Annotated in this window: 16 protein-coding genes and 1 pseudogene; 8 read left to right on the plus strand and 9 right to left on the minus strand. The window is 64.0% G+C overall.

Annotated features, from left to right (window positions below):
• Together RBT42_RS15640 and RBT42_RS15645 are read right to left on the minus strand one after the other, a co-directional pair.
• A partial coding sequence (locus RBT42_RS15640; protein ID WP_320366793.1) for an Rne/Rng family ribonuclease occupies nt 1–1,200 on the minus strand: 1,200 nt, incomplete at its 3' end.
• A gap of 152 nt (nt 1,201–1,352) precedes the next feature.
• On the minus strand, nt 1,353–1,586 hold the full coding sequence (locus RBT42_RS15645) for a hypothetical protein (RefSeq protein ID WP_320366795.1): 234 nt from the start codon (nt 1,584–1,586) through the stop codon (nt 1,353–1,355).
• Nucleotides 1,587–2,063: 477 nt separating this feature from the next.
• On the opposite strand from RBT42_RS15645, the gene RBT42_RS15650 reads away from it, so the two are divergent.
• The 4 genes from RBT42_RS15650 to RBT42_RS15665 are packed head-to-tail and all read left to right on the plus strand — an operon-like array spanning nt 2,064 to nt 5,126.
• Nucleotides 2,064–3,062, plus strand: coding sequence for an RluA family pseudouridine synthase (locus RBT42_RS15650; RefSeq protein WP_413785911.1), 999 nt, complete (start codon nt 2,064–2,066; stop codon nt 3,060–3,062).
• Between the two features lie 2 nt (nt 3,063–3,064).
• Nucleotides 3,065–3,748 (plus strand): HAD-IA family hydrolase, encoded by a 684-nt coding sequence (locus RBT42_RS15655; RefSeq protein ID WP_320366797.1) that lies wholly within the window; start codon nt 3,065–3,067, stop codon nt 3,746–3,748.
• A complete protein-coding gene (locus tag RBT42_RS15660) occupies nt 3,741–4,118 on the plus strand; it encodes a Rieske (2Fe-2S) protein (RefSeq protein WP_320366799.1) in 378 nt (125 codons plus the stop codon). The genes RBT42_RS15655 and RBT42_RS15660 overlap by 8 nt, the downstream gene beginning before the upstream one ends.
• Before the next feature lie 48 nt (nt 4,119–4,166).
• Nucleotides 4,167–5,126: a S49 family peptidase gene (locus tag RBT42_RS15665; protein ID WP_320366801.1), complete on the plus strand. Its 960-nt coding sequence runs from the start codon at nt 4,167–4,169 to the stop codon at nt 5,124–5,126.
• A 24-nt stretch (nt 5,127–5,150) separates the two neighbouring features.
• Here the strand turns inward: RBT42_RS15665 and RBT42_RS15670 are convergent, their stop codons facing one another.
• The gene (locus tag RBT42_RS15670) at nt 5,151–5,993 is read right to left on the minus strand and encodes an HDOD domain-containing protein (RefSeq protein ID WP_320366803.1); all 843 of its coding nucleotides are present in this window, start codon (nt 5,991–5,993) and stop codon (nt 5,151–5,153) included.
• A gap of 114 nt (nt 5,994–6,107) precedes the next feature.
• Nucleotides 6,108–6,686, minus strand: coding sequence for a chalcone isomerase family protein (locus tag RBT42_RS15675; protein WP_320366805.1), 579 nt, complete (start codon nt 6,684–6,686; stop codon nt 6,108–6,110).
• A gap of 236 nt (nt 6,687–6,922) precedes the next feature.
• On the opposite strand from RBT42_RS15675, the gene RBT42_RS15680 reads away from it, so the two are divergent.
• Nucleotides 6,923–7,702, plus strand: coding sequence for a type III pantothenate kinase (locus RBT42_RS15680; RefSeq protein ID WP_320366807.1), 780 nt, complete (start codon nt 6,923–6,925; stop codon nt 7,700–7,702).
• Here RBT42_RS15680 and hslU read toward each other — a convergent pair.
• The 5 genes and pseudogenes from hslU to RBT42_RS15705 all read right to left on the minus strand — a co-directional run bounded on the left by hslU (nt 7,692) and on the right by RBT42_RS15705 (nt 13,211).
• Nucleotides 7,692–9,020: an ATP-dependent protease ATPase subunit HslU gene (gene hslU / locus RBT42_RS15685; protein ID WP_320366809.1), complete on the minus strand. Its 1,329-nt coding sequence runs from the start codon at nt 9,018–9,020 to the stop codon at nt 7,692–7,694. The genes RBT42_RS15680 and hslU overlap by 11 nt on opposite strands.
• Nucleotides 9,021–9,027: 7 nt before the next feature.
• Nucleotides 9,028–9,576 carry an ATP-dependent protease subunit HslV gene (gene hslV, locus RBT42_RS15690; protein ID WP_320366811.1) on the minus strand — a complete coding sequence of 183 codons (549 nt, stop codon included), beginning with the start codon at nt 9,574–9,576 and terminating at the stop codon, nt 9,028–9,030.
• Nucleotides 9,577–9,661: 85 nt separating this feature from the next.
• Complete coding sequence (locus RBT42_RS15695; RefSeq protein ID WP_320366813.1) at nt 9,662–11,425, minus strand: STAS domain-containing protein; 1,764 nt, start codon at nt 11,423–11,425, stop codon at nt 9,662–9,664.
• A 45-nt stretch (nt 11,426–11,470) separates the two neighbouring features.
• Nucleotides 11,471–11,932, minus strand: a pseudogene (gene dksA / locus RBT42_RS15700) (RNA polymerase-binding protein DksA); the annotation flags it as partial.
• Between the two features lie 208 nt (nt 11,933–12,140).
• Nucleotides 12,141–13,211, minus strand: a complete 1,071-nt coding sequence (locus tag RBT42_RS15705) for a GTP-binding protein (protein ID WP_320366815.1) — start codon at nt 13,209–13,211, stop codon at nt 12,141–12,143.
• Between the two features lie 114 nt (nt 13,212–13,325).
• On the opposite strand from RBT42_RS15705, the gene RBT42_RS15710 reads away from it, so the two are divergent.
• The 3 genes from RBT42_RS15710 to glyQ all read left to right on the plus strand — a co-directional run bounded on the left by RBT42_RS15710 (nt 13,326) and on the right by glyQ (nt 16,801).
• Nucleotides 13,326–14,231 (plus strand): HlyC/CorC family transporter, encoded by a 906-nt coding sequence (locus tag RBT42_RS15710; protein WP_320366817.1) that lies wholly within the window; start codon nt 13,326–13,328, stop codon nt 14,229–14,231.
• Nucleotides 14,228–15,814: an apolipoprotein N-acyltransferase gene (gene lnt / locus RBT42_RS15715; RefSeq protein ID WP_320366819.1), complete on the plus strand. Its 1,587-nt coding sequence runs from the start codon at nt 14,228–14,230 to the stop codon at nt 15,812–15,814. The genes RBT42_RS15710 and lnt overlap by 4 nt, the downstream gene beginning before the upstream one ends.
• Nucleotides 15,815–15,931: 117 nt before the next feature.
• Nucleotides 15,932–16,801, plus strand: a complete 870-nt coding sequence (gene glyQ / locus RBT42_RS15720; RefSeq protein WP_320366821.1) for a glycine--tRNA ligase subunit alpha — start codon at nt 15,932–15,934, stop codon at nt 16,799–16,801.
• The last annotated feature ends 124 nt before the right edge of the window (nt 16,802–16,925 follow it).

Consider the following 16,925-nt stretch of genomic DNA (forward strand, 5'->3'; position numbering starts at 1 on the left):
CGCTCTTCCGATCTCCGACAGGGCAGGGCGCAGACGCTGACGCGACATTTCCAGCAGACCGAACTTCGAGATCGAGCTGAACTGCACGCGGGCACGGTCGGTGCGCAGGGCGTCACGCAGGCGCTGCTCCACCTCGCGGCGGTGCTTGCTGTCCTCCATGTCGATGAAGTCCATGACGATCAGGCCGCCCAGGTCGCGCAGGCGCATCTGGCGGGCAATTTCGTCGGCCGCTTCCAGGTTGGTGCGGAAAGCGGTTTCCTCGATGTCGCTGCCACGGGTGGCGCGCGCCGAGTTCACGTCCACCGAGACCAGGGCTTCGGTGTGGTCGATCACGATGGCGCCGCCCGAAGGCAGGTTCACCGTGCGGCTGAAAGCCGTTTCAATCTGATGTTCGATCTGGAAGCGGGCGAACAGGGCGGCGTCGTCACGGTAGCGCTTGACGCGGTTGGCCGTGTCGGGCATGACGTGCAGCATGAACTGCTTGGCCTGCTCGTAGATGTCGTCCGTGTCGATCAGGATCTCGCCGATGTCGGCGGTGAAGTAATCGCGGATGGCGCGGATGACCAGCGACGATTCCTGATAAATCAGGTAAGCACCCTTGCCAGCCTGGGCCGCATCGTCGATGGCGGTCCACAGCTTGAGCATGTAGTTCAGGTCCCACTGCAGCTCGGCCGGAGTGCGACCGATGCCGGCGGTGCGGGCGATCAGGCTCATCCCCTTCGGGTACTCGAGCTGGTCCATTGCCTCCTTGAGCTCTTCGCGCTCGTCACCCTCGATGCGACGGCTCACGCCACCGCCACGCGGGTTGTTGGGCATCAGCACCAGGTAACGGCCAGCCAGCGAAACAAAGGTGGTCAGGGCCGCGCCCTTGTTGCCACGCTCTTCTTTTTCGACCTGGACCAGCAGTTCCTGGCCTTCCTTGATCACGTCTTGAATGCGGGCCGAGCGAACCTCGACGCCATCCTTGAAATACTGACGCGAAATTTCCTTGAAAGGCAGGAAACCATGGCGCTCTTCGCCGTAATCGACGAAACAGGCTTCCAGGGAGGGTTCGACGCGGGTGACGACCGCTTTGTAGATATTGCCCTTGCGTTGTTCACGCCCTTCGATTTCGGTTTCGAAGTCGAGCAGTTTTTGTCCGTCAACAATGGCCAGGCGCCGTTCTTCCGGCTGCGTGGCGTTGATCAGCATGCGCTTCATGTGTTCTCCACAATCCAAGCGAGGCCTGACCGGGATGGCGCCAGGCAAACCTCGACTCACCCCCAGTCCGAAGACCGGAGGCAGCTTTCATGCACGAGCAACGAGCTTGAACCGTGAAGGAATTGCCTGGGGCTGACAAGACGCGAGAGGCGTCAGGACAGCAGGGGCGCGCGCGCCGAGACTTGGACACGGGCCTGCCGCCATCCAGGCCCATCCAGACAGGCGAGCGCAATGCGCGCAGCGGTCGGCTGGATGAGGAGGAGGGGAGCAGGGGACGCAGCCAGCGTCTTGTCGCGGCTCACCCAACGCGGCACGCCTTCTTCCATCCACTGGAAAAAGGCCGGCACAAAGGCGAGGCGATTGAGAAGCTGAATGGGCCAGGACACGTGGGCAGTCACTCGACGCAGACCCCAGCGCGACTTCGGTGACATGTCACCGCCGCATCGCTGGCGTCCGGAAAACCTTGAATTGGGGTTCGATCTACGTTGGCTCTGACAACCTTGACCTTGAGGCAAAACCACACCTTGGGTGGTTTTCTCCGGCAAATCAGGGTTGTTGCATCACCATCAATTGGCGGGACACCCCGCCGGGCTTTGTCATGCAGCGCCACCAGACTGGCTCGAAAGGTAAAATGCCGTCTGGTCTTGCCTGTTGGTTGTCGCTGATACCGCACAAGCCATATCAACACACAACGAATACACAACGTGGCCAAGTCCATTATAGGTGCGAAAAACACATCCCGACCGGCAGGGAAAACCTCCGGCAAACCCCCTTCGCGTCCAGTGCGCCAAGGGGTGATGGTGCGGGTGGCCACGCCCACCCCGACCCCGGTCCGGGCCCCGGCGGTCGAATTGCCGGCTGCCGTGCAACGCCTCACGATTGACGAAGGCAGTGTCGGGCAGCGCCTCGACAACTTCCTCATCAAGGTGCTCAAGGGCGCGCCCAAGACCCTGGTCTACCGCATCATTCGCAGCGGCGAGGTGCGAGTCAACAAGGGTCGGGCTGCTGCCGATACCCGTCTGGAGATGGGCGACGAGGTGCGCGTGCCTCCCTTGCGTCTGACTGAAAAGAACGACGAGCGCGCCGCAGCGGTGCCCGCCCGCGAGTTTCCGGTGCTGTTCGAGGACGATGCTCTGCTGGCCATCAACAAGCCGGCCGGCGTGGCCGTGCACGGGGGCAGTGGCGTGAGTTTCGGGGTGATCGAGCAACTGCGCCGAGCGCGCCCGCAGGCACGCTTCCTGGAGTTGGTGCACCGCCTCGACAAGGAAACGTCCGGCATCCTGCTGGTGGCCAAGAAACGCAGTGCCCTGACTACCTTGCAGGATGTGTTTCGCAACCGGCAGGTGCAAAAGACCTATGCCGCCCTGGTGATCGGCGACTGGCCCGCCTCACGCAAGGTCATCGACGTGTCGCTGCACAAGTTCCTCACGCCCGAGGGCGAGCGCCGCGTCATGGCCGTCAAGGGCGAAGACGAAGGCCGCCGGTCCATCAGCCTGGTGAACGTCGTGCAACGCTATGCAAAGTTCAGCCTGCTGGACGTGACCATCAAGACTGGCCGTACCCACCAGATCCGCGTGCACCTGCAGCACGAGGGCCATCCCATCGTGGGCGATGACAAGTATGGCGATTTCACTTTGAACAAGGCCCTGGGGCGCGGCAGTGTCAGCGAGCCCATCGCCGGGGTGGACCGCCGTCAATTGCCCGAGGGGCGCTTTGCGCGCATGTTCCTGCACGCCCGTTACCTGCGCCTGGATCACCCGGTGACGGGCGAGCCCCTGACCCTGGAAGCGCCGCTGCCGGGCGACTGTGCCCAGTTGCTGGCGGCGCTGACGCCGCTTGATCCCGCCTCAGCGAAAGCCTGACCATGAACTTTTCCGACGATGGTGACCTGCGCCCACGTGCCTACGACCTGATCGTGTTCGATTGGGACGGCACGCTGTTTGACTCCACCGCGCTGATCGTGCGGTCAATCCAGCTGGCCTGTGAAGACATGGGCCTGCCGGTGCCGGCGCGTCACGAGGCGGCCTACGTCATCGGTCTGGGCCTGCACGATGCCCTGGCCCACGTGGCGCCCAGCCTGCCGGCCGAGCAGGTGCCCGCCATGGGGCAGCGTTACCGCCACCATTACTTCCGTCAGCAGGGCGAGTTGAGCCTGTTTGACGGCACGGTTGAGCTTTTGCAGGCGCTCAAGGCGCGCCACCACTGGTTGGCGGTGGCCACGGGCAAGAGCCGCCAGGGCCTCAACGAGGCGCTCACCCATGTCGAGCTGCGGGGCATGTTCGATGGCACCCGCACGGCCGACGAAACCGCGTCCAAGCCGCACCCGTTGATGCTGCAGGAGCTGATGGCCGAATTCGGGGTCGATCCGGAGCGCACCTTGATGATCGGTGACACCACCCACGACCTGCAGCTGGCGCTCAACGCCGGCACGCACAGCGTGGCGGTAAGCTATGGCGCGCATGAGCCGGCCGCCTTCGGCGACTATCCCACTCGGTTTGTGGCCCACTCGACGGCGGAGTTGCACGACTGGTTGCTGCGGCATGCCTGAGCTGACACGCGAGCCTCAGTCTCTGTGTGCGTCAGCCGACTTGCAAGAGCGCGGCGACGCGGTGATGTTCGAGGTGCTGGCAGACGGCCAGCCCGTGTCCGCCTTTGCCCTGCGTTACGACGGCGCAGCCGTGGCCTATCTGAACCGCTGCGCCCACCTGCCGGCCGAGATGGACTGGCAGCCTGGCCAGTTCTGGGACCTGGACAAACGCTTCATCGTCTGCGCGATGCACGGCGCGCTGTACGATCCGCCTCAGGGTCTATGCGTCATGGGCCCTTGCCGTGGTGCACACCTGACGTCCATCCCCCTGAGCGAGAGCGAGGGGCGGGTCTGTTGGTATCCTTCGGAGCGTCTCCAGCCGGTCTTCTGACCCCCGGTGCCGCTTGACGCGTTTCCTTTCAACCATTCGAGCCCCTTCATGAGCGCAGACGACCCCCGTAATCCGGCTTCGCCCGCCGCGACCGAGCACGCCTTGCTGACCCAGTTCGCGCGGGCCTACCTGCGTCAGCAGCGCAGCGAGCAGCGCTGGCGGTGGTTCTGGCGCATGGTCTGGCTGTTTGTTGCCGCCTCCATCATCTGGGGCACGATCCAGACGGTGCCCTCGGCCAAGGCGCCTGTGACCGCGCACACCGCTCTGGTCGAGGTGCGGGGCGCCATCGCCACGGATGCCGAGGCCAATGCCGACAACCTGATGGCCGCCTTGCGCAGCGCCTTCGAAGACCACGGTGCCCGTGCCGTGGTCATGCGCATCAATTCGCCCGGCGGCAGCCCGGTGCAGGCTGGTCTGGTGCACGACGAAATCGTGCGGCTCAAGACGCTGCACAAAAAGAAGATCTACGCCGTGTGTGAAGAGATGTGCGCCTCGGCGGCTTACTACATTGCCGCTGCGGCCGATCAGGTGGTTGTGGACAAGGCCTCGGTGGTGGGCTCCATCGGCGTGTTGATGGACGGGTTTGGATTCACGGGGGTCATGGAGAAGATCGGCGTCGAGCGTCGCTTGATGACCTCGGGGGCGAACAAGGGGATGCTGGACCCGTTCTCGCCGCGCGATCCGATTCAGGAAACCTACGCGCAGGCCATGCTGGATCAGATTCACCAGCAGTTCATCTCGGTGGTCAAGAGCGGCCGTGGCAAGCGGCTCCAGGACAACCCCGAGCTGTTCAGTGGTCTGTTCTGGAATGGCGAGCAAGCCGTTAGCCTGGGCCTGGCAGACCGCCTGGGCAGCCTCGATCAGATCGCCCGAGATGAGGTGAAAGCCGAAGACATCATCGACTACACCCAGAAAGAGAACTTGGCTGAGCGTCTGGCCAAGCGATTTGGGGCGGCCATTGGCGCCGGTGCGGTGCAGGCGATGCGTGAGTCGGTCAGCATCCGTTGACCGTGTCGAGCGGCGCACCTGTTTTCAGGCGTCCAGCCCCATCACGAGGCGGGTGGCCGCCTCCTCTGACAAGGTCAGCAGCTTCGCCACACCGGCAATGTCGTCTTTGAGTGCCGGTTGAGCGTTGGGGGCATCCCAGCCATTGCGAGAGTGGCGCGCCAGGCGCACGGCCAGCATCACATTGCGAACCTGTGGGTCGCTGGCGCGGCGCTCGTCGGTGCACTTGATGAGCATGTCGGGCAGTTGCCACTCGCGCATCAGCCCATGCGCCAGCGCGTTCAAGGTGGTGCCCAGCACCACCTTTTGGGCAGCGGCCGAGCGCAAGGTGGGGTCCGACTCCTTCAGGCGGGCAATCTCCTTCGCCAGCTTGGGCGCGTGGCACCACAGCAGCATTTCGGCAAAGTCGTGTAGCAGGGCTGCCTCGTACAGAATGCCGGCGTCCTCATCCTGCCTTCGGATGGCGAAGTTCAAGGAGAAGTTGGCGGCGCGCCGCGCCCGGGTGATCACCTTGAGCAAGCCGCTGGCGGCTTCGGGGTCGGATTTGAACCACTCGATGAACGTCGGCGCGTTCAAAAAGGTGTTGAAAAAGGGCGCAATGCCCATCATCACGATGGCGCCGGTCAAGGTCTCCGGGGGCTCCACCCCCAGTCGGGTGCAGTAGCGTGAGACGTGCGTCAGCACCTTCAGCACCATCAGCGGATTGGCCCCCATGGCATCGGCCAGGGTTTTGGCATCCACGGTGCCATGCGTGTCCTCGATCTCGCGCAATTGCTCCAGCTCTGCCAGCGCGTGCGGCAGGATCGGTATTTCTGCGTCTGCCAAGGCGCGCACCCAGGCAGACACGCTGGGCAGGGGGGAGTCGATCATGTGGCAACCTCAAGCCAATCTGATGTCCTCTTATCCCCTGTTTCCCGCATGTTGACAAGCCGGGAAGTCCCCGGCGCTTGTCAATTTTTCACTTTTTCGGACGAGGCGAGCGACTCACTTGCCGCCGAGCAAGGCCTTCTTCAGGTCGGAATCGACGGGCGAGTTGCCCAGCCAGATTTTCAGCAGGGCGTTGTAGAAATCGTCACCCGCGATGTCGCGACCCTTTTGAGCGCCGTCCACCAGCACGCGCAGACCCGAGCCGGGCACGAGGTTCATATGGATGGTGGTGCCCTTCTTGACCGAGCCGAAGCTCTTCATCAGGGCGAGCAACTCGTCGACGCGCGGTTTGAACTTGGCCATTTCGGCGTCGCTGTGGTTCTTCTCGAAGCCGGCGATCATGGCTTCGGCAAACTCTTCACCGGTCAGGTTGCGCAGCAGCACGATCTGCATGCCCTTGGCACCCGACTGGGAGATGATGCCGGCAGCGGTGCTGTCCTTCTTGGTCAGGTACAGGCCGGCGGCGTAGACGTCGAAGACCACCTTGACGCGGACACCGGCGCCGTTCAACTGCAGGGACTGGTTGGCCACCTGATAGGTGTCACCAAACTTGGCGCCTTTGATTTCGAGGGCCATGGCGGGCAGGGCGGCGGCCAAGGCGGTGCTCAGGATCAGGGCACGGGCAAAGGATTTCATGGGTTCTCCGGGGAAACGCCGGGACAACAGCCCAGCAAAATGCATGTGACAAAGATTTTTATCCCATGTCGGTAGCTGTATCCATCGGGATATCACCTTGGTTGTGCGGCAAATTTGTCCGAATTTGTGTTGCAGCGTGGCGATATTGCGGCAGCGTTTCCCCGGATCGGAGGATGACATGGCGCAGAATGTCGCATTCAAAGCGTTCAGGGTTACTACTTCTGCGAGACGGATGCATGTCCTTTCTGGTTATTGACATAGGCAATACGCGCCTGAAGTGGGGCCTGTACGCGACACCCGCGCCAGGCTCCGAGTTGTTGGCGCACGGTGCCGTGGTGCTGGAGGACATCGACTACCTTTGGGACCTGTACTGGAAGAACCTGATGCACAAGCCCACGGCCATGTTGGGCTGCGTGGTAGCCGGCGAGGCCATCAAGCGTCGGGTCGAAGAGCAATTGGTCGAAGGCTGGGGCATTCAGCCTCGCTGGGTGTCGTCCAGCCAGCAGGCCGGCGGCGTCGTCAACAGCTACGAGCATCCGCAGCGCCTGGGCTCTGACCGTTGGGCGGCCATCATCGGGGCGCGTCGGCATGCCGCGCACCTGCACCCGGTCGACACGCCCCCCGTGCTGGCCGTGATGGTGGGCACGGCGGTGACCGTGGATGCGGTCGATGCCGATGGGCGCTTTCTGGGCGGTTTGATCTTGCCGGGCTTTGGCCTGATGTACCGCGCCCTGGAAAGTGGCACGGCGGGCCTGAAGGTGCCGACCGGTGAGGTGCGAGACTTCCCGACCAACACCAGCGACGCCTTGATGAGCGGTGGCACCGATGCCATCGCCGGCGCCATTGAGCGCAGCCTGCGGCGTCTGCGCGCGCACACCGGCCGTGATCCGCTGTTGATCATGTCGGGTGGCGCGGTCTCGCGCCTGTCTCAGGACGTGATCGAGTGGCCGGCCCTCGTGGTCGAGAACCTGATTTTCGAGGGCCTGCTGACGCTGGCGTCGGCGCTCAAAGAATGAAGCGCGAGAGGTCTTCGTTGCGGGCGAGTTCGCCCAGGCGACGATCGACCTCGGCCGCATCGACCACATGCGTCTGGCCGCTCAGGTCGGGTGCCTGAAACGACAAGTCGTCGAGCAGGCGCTCCATCACCGTGGACAGGCGGCGCGCGCCGATGTTCTCGGTGCGTTCATTGACCTCAAACGCGATCTGCGCCAGGCGTTGAATGGCCTCGGGCGTGAAGTCCAGTGTCACGCCTTCGGCCGACAGCAGGGCCTGGTACTGCTTGATCAGGCTGGCCGTGGGCTGGGTCAGGATGGCTTCGAAGTCGCCCACCGACAGCGACGACAGCTCGACGCGGATCGGAAAGCGCCCCTGCAGTTCAGGGATCAGATCGCTGGGCTTGCTGAGGTGGAAGGCGCCCGAGGCGATGAAGAGGATGTGGTCGGTCTTGACCATGCCGTACTTGGTCTTGACCGTGGTGCCCTCGACCAGCGGCAGCAGGTCGCGCTGCACGCCCTGACGTGACACTTCGGCGCTGCTGCCCTCGGCGTTGCGGCTGGCCACCTTGTCGATCTCGTCAATGAAGACGATGCCGTTTTGCTCGGCGCGCTCCAGTGCCTTGGTGCGGATGTCGTCTTCGTTGAGCAGCTTGGCGGCTTCTTCCTCGATCAGCTGGGCGCGGGCCTCGGCCACGGTCACCTTGCGTGTCTTGCGGTTTTGCTGCCCGATCTGCGAGAACATGCCCCGCAGTTGCTCGGCCATGTCTTCCATGCCAGCGGGGCTCATGATCTCAACGGCCGGGGCCTTGGCGTCGCTCAGTTCGATCTCGATTTCCTTGTCGTCGAGCGAGCCTTCGCGCAGGCGCTTGCGCATGACTTGGCGGGCGGTGTTGTCCGCCGCCGGTGCGCTGCCCAGTTCGGTGCGCGGCGGCGGCACCAGCACGTTGAGGATGCGGTCTTCGGCGGCGTCCTCGGCGCGGGCGCGTTGGGCCTGCATCTGGTGCGTGCGCTCTTGTTTGACGGCACTTTCCACGAGGTCGCGGATGATGGTGTCCACGTCCTTGCCCACATAGCCCACCTCAGTGAACTTGGTGGCCTCGACTTTGATGAAGGGCGCGTCGGCCAGCTTGGCCAGGCGGCGGGCGATCTCGGTCTTGCCCACGCCGGTCGGGCCGATCATCAGGATGTTCTTGGGGGTGATCTCCCCGCGCAACTGGTCGTCGACCTGTTGGCGGCGCCAGCGGTTGCGCAGGGCGATGGCGACGGCGCGCTTGGCGCCGTGCTGGCCAATGATGTGGCGGTCGAGTTCGCTGACGATTTCTCGGGGTGTCATGCTCATGGTGTGCTCAGCCCAGCGTTTCGATGGTGTGGTTCTGGTTGGTGTAGATGCACAGGTCGCCAGCAATCTCCAGCGATTTCTTGACCATGACGGCCGCATCCAGTTCGGTGTTGGCCACCAGGGCCCGCGCGGCGGCCTGCGCGTAGGCGCCGCCCGACCCGATGGCGATGATGCCGTGCTCCGGCTCGAGCACGTCGCCATTGCCGGTGATGATCAGGGAGGTTTCGCGGTCGGCCACGGCCAGCATGGCTTCGAGCTTGCGCAGCACGCGGTCGGTGCGCCAGTCGCGGGTCAACTCGACCGCGGCACGGGTCAGGTGGCCCTGGTGCTTTTCCAGCTTGGACTCGAAACGCTCGAACAGGGTGAAGGCGTCGGCGGTGGCGCCTGCAAAGCCGGCCAGCACCTGGTCACGGTAGAGGCGGCGCACCTTGCGGGCCGTGGCCTTGACGACGATGTGGCCCAGAGTAACCTGGCCATCGCCGCCCATGGCGACTTGCCAGCCTGTGGGGGTCTGGCGCCGGATGCTGACAATGGTGGTGCCGTGATAGGAGTCCATGACGCAATGAGGAGTTCGCTGAAAACTCCTTATATGCGGTCAGCGACCTTGAAATCAAGGCTCGTGCCCAGGCCCAAAGCAGGCTTTACACGGTCTGCAGCTTGACCTGGGCGTGTTCGTTGATTCCCATCGCGCCGAAGAACAGGGCGATCAGGCGATGCGGGTTGTTGAAGACCACGTAGCGGTTCTCGCCACGGCGGGCCAGCACCCAGTTGAGCAGGTCGCCAGCCGCGATGAAGTCGACACGCAGCAGGTGCTGGCAGTCCACCTCCAGGGAGACGCTGGCGCCCAGTTGGCTGTCGAGTTGGGCCAAGGTGGCGCTGATGTCGCCCACCAGTTGTCCCGACAGATTCAAGGCCGCCACCTGCACAAACTCGACTTCGTTGTGGAACTGGGACTCGACGAAACTGGTGATCACCTTGGAGACGTGCGTCAGCGGGCGCGTCTGGGGGCTCTGGCCATCGTGGCTCAGGCGCACCTTGCAGACCGTGGGCTCCCACGACGGTGGCGACTGCTCGTAGGTCACGCAGTAGTCGATGGCCACCTCGTCGAACTGGATGGGGTTGTTGCACATGCGCAGCACGTCCAGGTGCAACATCCAGTAGGCCGGGTCCACGCTGCGGCTGCCGGTGGGGGCCAGGTCACCCAGCACGCTCAGCAAGGTGTCGGAGCCGATCCAGTGCAGCTCGATGGGTTCGCGTGCCCACTGACGGATCAGTTGGCCCAGCGTATCCGCCCCTTCCGGGGTGAGGTTCTTGACCGCACTCCAGTCCATGACCCATGGGCGCGGCAGCTGCAGGATTTCGGTGCGCAACTGCGCCACGGCTTCGCTGTCGATCTCTTCCGGTGCGATCCAGCCATGCGCCGGTTCGGGGGCCGGGGTGTTGACCTCGGGGGCGGCAGCGCTGCTGCTTGCTTCGGCCTCTGCGGTCTTGGCGGCGGATTTCTGCTGGGCCAGGAAGCGGGCCACCTTGTCCGGCAAGGAGTACCACTGCGGTGCGGACAGGCCAAACTTCTGTGCAAATGTGACCGCCAGGTTGTCAAAGGGCTGGGGCAGGTCGAGCGCGCGGTAGAAATCGAACAGCGCCATCCAGGTTTCGGTGTGCTCGAAGCGGGCGGCACCCGGCTGGATCAAATCGAGCAGGCAGCGCTCGCACTGGTCGAAGTCGGCATTGGCAAAGGCGATGACCGCCTCGTCCAGCTCCGGGTCGTGGACCATTTCGGCGACCTGGAAATCCAGTTGCGGCACAAAGCCACTGGCTGCGAGCGGCTGGGTGGGCGCTGCGGCAGCGCTGGCGGCTGGAGCGGCAGGGGCCGCATCGTTCGCGGCTGGGGCCGTGGTGTCAACGGGCGCCGGCACCAGGTCCAGTGCGATGGCGATGTCGGTGGACAGGCCCGCCGCCTGGGTCGGGCGCTCTGGCGCGGTCGGTGCGTCTGCATGGCCAAAGTCCAGTGTCGGCACATTGGCGGGCGGGCGTGGGGCACTGCGGGGGCTGCTGCCGCCCACCATCTGCTGCTCGATCGCGTCGATCTTGGCCTTGACCGCGATGTCGGAGGGCGCGCCATTGGTGTGCGGCCGGGTGTCCATGTCAAGGTTGGACGGGGCGTTGAGCGCCTGGACGGCGTCCGCGCTCAAGCCTTCGCGGCGGATCTTGCGCAGCATGTCGAACTCGCGCTTGCGCACGAAGTCGTTGCGCCGCTTGCGCTCGATCATGGCCTTGATCTCAGATTTGGCGTACTCGCTCTCGCCCGCATCGGCCTCTTGCGATTCCAGCGAAGACCACTCGGTCGTCGGGTTGGCGACAAAACGCACCACTTTGCGGAAAAAACCACCGGTTTCCTTGCTCATGATGCGAGTATGCCCTTCCTGCTCAAAACCGAACGCCTTCCTGACTCAGTCGCCAAACATCTTTTGCTTGAGTTCGCGACGTTGTTGCGCTTCCAGCGACAAAGTGGCGGTCGGGCGGGCCAGGAGTCGCCCCAGGCCGATCGGTTCGCCGGTTTCGTCGCAGAAACCATACTCGCCTGATTCGATGCGGGAGATCGACTGCGAAATCTTCTTGAGCAGCTTGCGCTCGCGGTCGCGTGTGCGCAACTCCAGCGCGTGCTCTTCTTCGATGGTGGCACGGTCGGCCGGGTCCGGCACGATCGTCGTGTCTTCGCGCAGGTGCTCGGTGGTTTCTCCAGCGTTGGACAGCAAATCAGCCTTCTGAGCTTCCAGGATCGTGCGGAAGAACTCCAGTTGCTTGTCGTTCATGTACTCGGACTCAGGCATGGCCAGCAGCTCGGCTTGGGTCAGGTCACGACCAGCTTTGTTCTTCCAGGCGTTGGCGAGTTTGGGGTCAACCTTGGTGGCGTTAGTGGACATGTTCTCTGATGTACTGATGGGCGACGACGAGCGTCTGGGTGCCACGGGTGTGGCAGCGGCTGGTGTTGCGCCTTCACCTTGACGTTGGTTCGGTTGAGCAGCCTCCCGTCAGGATGGATCCCGACGGGAAGCGCGCGGATTGTAGCCATGCTTGGGGAGAGTTTTCACCAGACTATCCCTCAAGTGTGCGCAGACGTTACGCCAGGCACTGATCCAGGCCGGCCTTGAACAGGTCCTGGGGCAGTTCAATGCCAATGAACACCATCTTGCTGATCTTGGTCTCGCCCGCCGCCCATTTCGGGCCGACGTCGCTGCCCATGAGCTGGTGCACGCCCTGGAAGACGACCTTGCGGTCCATTCCCGAGACGTGCAGCACGCCCTTGTAACGCAGCATGCGCGGGCCGTAGATCTGCACCATCGAGCCCAAGAAGTCTTCCAGCTTGGTGGCGTTGAAAGGCTTGTGGGACTTGTAGACGAAGGACTTCACGTCATCGTCGTGGGCGTGGTGGTGCGGATGGTGGCAGGCTTCGCCGTCGGCGTGGTCGTGACCGCAGTCGTGGCCGTGCTTGTGATCATGCTTATGGCCATGACCGTGGTGGCTGTGCGCATCGTCCTTGAGGAAGTCGGGGTCGATGTCGAGCTTGGCGTTGAGGTTGAAGCCCTTGAGGTCGAACACTTCGGCAATGGGCACTTCACCAAAGTGCACGCGCTTTTGCGGGGCACGCGGGTTCATGTGCTTGATGCGGTGGGCGAGGGCGTTGGCCTCATCTTCAGTGACCAGGTCGGTCTTGCTGATGAAGATCTGGTCGGCAAAGCCCACCTGGCGGCGCGCTTCCAGACGCTGGTCGAGTTGTTGCTCGCCGTGCTTGGCGTCCACCAGGGTCAGGATGGAGTCGAGCAGGTAGAGCTCGGCGATCTCGTCGTCCATGAAGAAGGTCTGGGCGACCGGGCCGGGGTCGGCCACGCCGGTGGTCTCGATCACGACGCGCTCGAAGTTCAAGGTCCCGGCCTTGCGCTGCTTGGCCAGGTCGGCCAGCGTCTCGCGCAGGTCTTCCCGGATGGTGCAACACACGCAGCCGTTGCTCATCTGAACAATGTGTTCCTCGGTGTCGGCCACCAGGATGTCGTTGTCGATGTTCTCTTCACCGAATTCGTTTTCGATCACGGCGATGCGCTGACCGTGGGACTCGGTGAGGACGCGTTTGAGCAGCGTGGTCTTGCCGCTGCCAAGGAAACCGGTAAGGATGGTGACGGGTATCAGGCTCATGAGCGCAGTGTAGTCTTGACGCCCCGGATGCAGGGGCAGGAATGCGGGTGGGAGCGGCGGAATTCTGCCGACCATGGGGTATTCTTGCAGCATATCAACCACGACACCCTCCCTGTGTCCGATTCCCCCCCTAGTCGCCCGCCGCGAGGCGACCGCTCCCATGGCACTGCCCATCGGCGCAAAGACGACCATCGCAGCCTGTTTGTCCGCCTGGTGGAGTTCCTCTCGCCCGGGCCCGACACCACGGCCGAACTCATTGAAACGCTGGCCGATGCCGAGCACCGCGAGTTGATCGAGCCCGAATCGCGGGTGATGCTGGAAGGCGTCATCCGCATGGCCGGCATGACCGTGGCCGATGTGATGGTGCCGGTGCGCCGCATGGACATGCTCGACATCGACGCGCCCTACGAAACCCTGCTCGCTCAGGTCATCGAAGACGGTCACTCGCGCTTTCCTGTGTATGAAGGGGAGCGCGACAACATCATCGGTGTGCTGATGTCCAAGGATCTGCTCAAGCTGCAGCGCGCGCCTGAGTTGAATCTGCGCACCTTGCTGCGTCCGGCGGTGTTCGTGCCTGAGTCCAAGGGCCTCAACGAGTTGCTGCGCGAATTCCGCGCCAATCGCAGCCACCTGGCCATGGCGATCGACGAGTTCGGCATGACTTCGGGTCTGGTCACGATCGAGGACGTGCTCGAGGAGATCGTCGGCGAGATCGAGGACGAGTTCGACGAAGAGGATCGCCAGTCGAGCATCTTCACCCTGGCCGACGGCAGCCAGCGGGTGGCCGGCGATGCCCTGATTGAAGAGGTCAACGAGGTTTTCCAGGTGCAACTGCCCGAAGACGAGTTCGAGACGATCGGCGGTTTGGTGGCCCACGAGCTGGGTCGCGTGCCCCGTCGCGGTGAGTCGGTGGACGTGGGTGGCCTGCGCTTTGTCGTGATGCTGGCACGAGGTGGTGCGGTGCGCTGGTTCAAGGTCACGCGGGCGCCTGAGGTGGCCCCGGCGGCCGAGGCCGGATGAGCGCGGCCATCGGGCAGGGGGCGCATCCCTGGCTGCGTGGCCTGATTGGCGGAGCCTTGCATGCGCTGTCGTTGTCTCCCTGGCTGGCAAATGTCGCTTCGGGCGCGCCAGCGCTGCTGCAGACCTTCGCGCTGTTGATCTTGCTGGCCGGCCTGCCGCGTCAGTCATCGCCTCGCGGGGCGGCACTGTTGTGCTGGGTGTATGGCACGGTCTGGCTCGTGGGGGCCACCGGCTGGATGTTCGTCAGCCTGCACCGCTATGGTGGCTTGCCGGCTTGGATGGCGGTGGTGGCGGTCGGCCTGCTGTGTGCGGCCCTGTCGCTCTACATGGCCGCGGCGGGCTGGGTCTGGGGTCGCTGGCGCACCGGCGTGGCCTGGCGTGATGCAGGCCTGTTCGGGGCCGTGTGGCTGTTGGCCGAGCTGGCACGCGCCCTGATCTTCACGGGTTTTCCGTGGGGGGCGAGCGGCTATGGTCTGCTGGAGACGCCGCTGCAGCACCTGGCACCCTGGGTGGGTGTGTATGGCATGGGTTGGGTCTGGGCCACACTCTGTGCCTGGGTATGGTGGTCCGTGGGTGGCGCCCTGGCGCAACCGTCGGGCCGGATGGTGCGACTGGCGCCTGCCGTGGTGGCGGCGCTGCTGCTGATAGCGGGGGCAGTCTGGGACGGTGCCCGCTTCACCCGCGCGATGGCGCAGCCCTTGCAGGTCACCTTGCTGCAGGGCAACGTGCCGCAAGACGAAAAATTCAGCGCGTCACGGCAGGTCGAGATGTTGATTTGGCACGGGCGTCAGTTGCTGGCGGCGCCGGGCGACTTGGTGGTGGCGCCTGAAACCGCCATTCCTTTGTTGCCGTCGCAACTGCCCGAGGGGTATTGGGATCAGCTCCAGGCGGCCTTCGCGCAAGCGGGGCGCCACGCCCTGATCGGGGTGCCGCTGGGCGACTTTCATCTGGGCTACACCAATTCGGTGGCGGGCTTGTCGTCGCAGTCCGTGCACCTGCCAGGGCAGATGTACCGCTATGACAAGCACCATCTGGTGCCGTTTGGCGAATTCATCCCCACCGGGTTCCACTGGTTCGTCCGGATGATGTACATTCCCCTCGGGGAGTGTTCGCGAGGGCCGCTGGCCGCCGCGTCGTGTGAGGTGAAGGGGCAGCGCGTCGCGCCCAACATCTGCTACGAGGATTTGTTCGGTGAGGAGATCGCGGCGCGCTTCGTGGACGCGACACAAGCCCCCACCATTTTGGCCAACGTCAGCAACCTGGCCTGGTTTGGCGAGACGGTGGCCATCCACCAGCATCTGCAAATTGCCCGTCTGCGCTCGCTGGAGTTCCAGGTGCCCACCATCCGTGCCACCAACACTGGTGCCACCGTCGTGATCGACCACCATGGCGAGGTGACCGCCGGCCTCGCGCCCAACACCCGCGGCAGCCTGCAGGCCGAGGTGCAGGGCATGAGCGGGGTCACGCCTTATGCGTGGTGGGCGGGGCGCTGGGGCCTGTGGCCGCTGATCGGCCTCGGCGTGCTGTGGGTGTGCGCCACGGCAATCTGGGGTCCGCGGCGCTCTGACGGCGTTGGCATTTAATAGAATCGGGCTTTTGCGCTTTGTCTGTTTGCGGAGCAGGGCGCAAAGCCATACATCCATGACACCCCTGGTGACGCTGCGGCCGCTGTGGCGCGGCGCACCCAACAAGGCAACAACATGCTGACTTTCCAGCAATTGATTCTGCGTTTGCAAAGCTACTGGGATGCCCAGGGCTGTACGCTCCTGCAACCCTACGACATGGAAGTGGGCGCGGGAACGAGTCACACCGCCACCTTCTTGCGCGCCCTGGGCCCGGAGCCCTGGAAGGCCGCTTATGTGCAGCCCAGCCGCCGCCCCAAGGACGGCCGCTACGGCGAGAACCCCAATCGCCTGCAGCACTATTACCAATTCCAGGTGGTGCTCAAGCCGGCACCGGCCAACATTCTGGAGCTCTATCTGGGTTCGCTGGAGGCCTTGGGCTTCGACCTGAAGCAAAACGACATCCGCTTTGTGGAAGACGACTGGGAGAACCCCACGCTGGGCGCTTGGGGCCTGGGTTGGGAAGTCTGGCTCAATGGCATGGAAGTGACCCAGTTCACCTACTTCCAGCAGGTGGGTGGCATTGACTGCAAGCCCATCACTGGCGAGATCACCTATGGTCTCGAGCGCCTGGCCATGTACCTGCAAGGCAAGGAAAGCGTGTACGACCTGGAGTACGCGCCGGGCGTGAAGTACGGCGACGTCTTTCATCAGAACGAGGTGGAGCAGTCGGCCTACAACTTCGAGCACAGCGATGTCGAGTTCCTGCTGCCGGCCTTCAACAGCCATGAAAAGCAGGCCAAGTACCTGATGGAGCAACAGCTGGCTTTGCCGGCGTACGAGCAGGTGCTCAAGGCAGCGCACACCTTCAACCTGCTGGATGCCCGTGGCGCCATCTCGGTGACCGAGCGTGCCGCCTACATCGGCCGCATCCGCAACCTGGCCCGCGCTGTGGCGGCCAGCTACCTCGACAGCCGCGCCCGTCTGGGCGTCCCGATGGCCCCCTAGGCCTGGGCTGACGAAGTCATCGAACAACTGAACAAGAAAGCAGCCTGAGCATGAGCACCGCCAACCTCCTGGTTGAATTGTTTGTAGAAGAGCTGCCCCCCAAAGCACTCAAGAAGCTGGGCGA

The sequence above is a fragment of the Aquabacterium sp. genome, assembly GCF_034003525.1.
GTDB lineage: Bacteria > Pseudomonadota > Gammaproteobacteria > Burkholderiales > Burkholderiaceae_C > Aquabacterium.

Bases quoted from the DNA above. Each gene is read 5' to 3' on its own strand.
- RBT42_RS15695 (WP_320366813.1), bottom strand. From the start codon at position 11,425: ATGAGCAAGGAAACCGGTGGTTTTTTCCGCAAAGTGGTGCGTTTTGTC.
- hslV (WP_320366811.1), bottom strand. From the start codon at position 9,576: ATGGACTCCTATCACGGCACCACCATTGTCAGCATCCGGCGCCAGACC.
- lnt (WP_320366819.1), top strand. From the start codon at position 14,228: ATGAGCGCGGCCATCGGGCAGGGGGCGCATCCCTGGCTGCGTGGCCTG.
- glyQ (WP_320366821.1), top strand. From the start codon at position 15,932: ATGCTGACTTTCCAGCAATTGATTCTGCGTTTGCAAAGCTACTGGGAT.
- RBT42_RS15670 (WP_320366803.1), bottom strand. From the start codon at position 5,993: ATGATCGACTCCCCCCTGCCCAGCGTGTCTGCCTGGGTGCGCGCCTTG.
- RBT42_RS15680 (WP_320366807.1), top strand. From the start codon at position 6,923: ATGTCCTTTCTGGTTATTGACATAGGCAATACGCGCCTGAAGTGGGGC.
- RBT42_RS15665 (WP_320366801.1), top strand. From the start codon at position 4,167: ATGAGCGCAGACGACCCCCGTAATCCGGCTTCGCCCGCCGCGACCGAG.
- RBT42_RS15705 (WP_320366815.1), bottom strand. From the start codon at position 13,211: ATGAGCCTGATACCCGTCACCATCCTTACCGGTTTCCTTGGCAGCGGC.
- RBT42_RS15655 (WP_320366797.1), top strand. From the start codon at position 3,065: ATGAACTTTTCCGACGATGGTGACCTGCGCCCACGTGCCTACGACCTG.
- RBT42_RS15660 (WP_320366799.1), top strand. From the start codon at position 3,741: ATGCCTGAGCTGACACGCGAGCCTCAGTCTCTGTGTGCGTCAGCCGAC.
- RBT42_RS15675 (WP_320366805.1), bottom strand. From the start codon at position 6,686: ATGAAATCCTTTGCCCGTGCCCTGATCCTGAGCACCGCCTTGGCCGCC.
- hslU (WP_320366809.1), bottom strand. From the start codon at position 9,020: ATGAGCATGACACCCCGAGAAATCGTCAGCGAACTCGACCGCCACATC.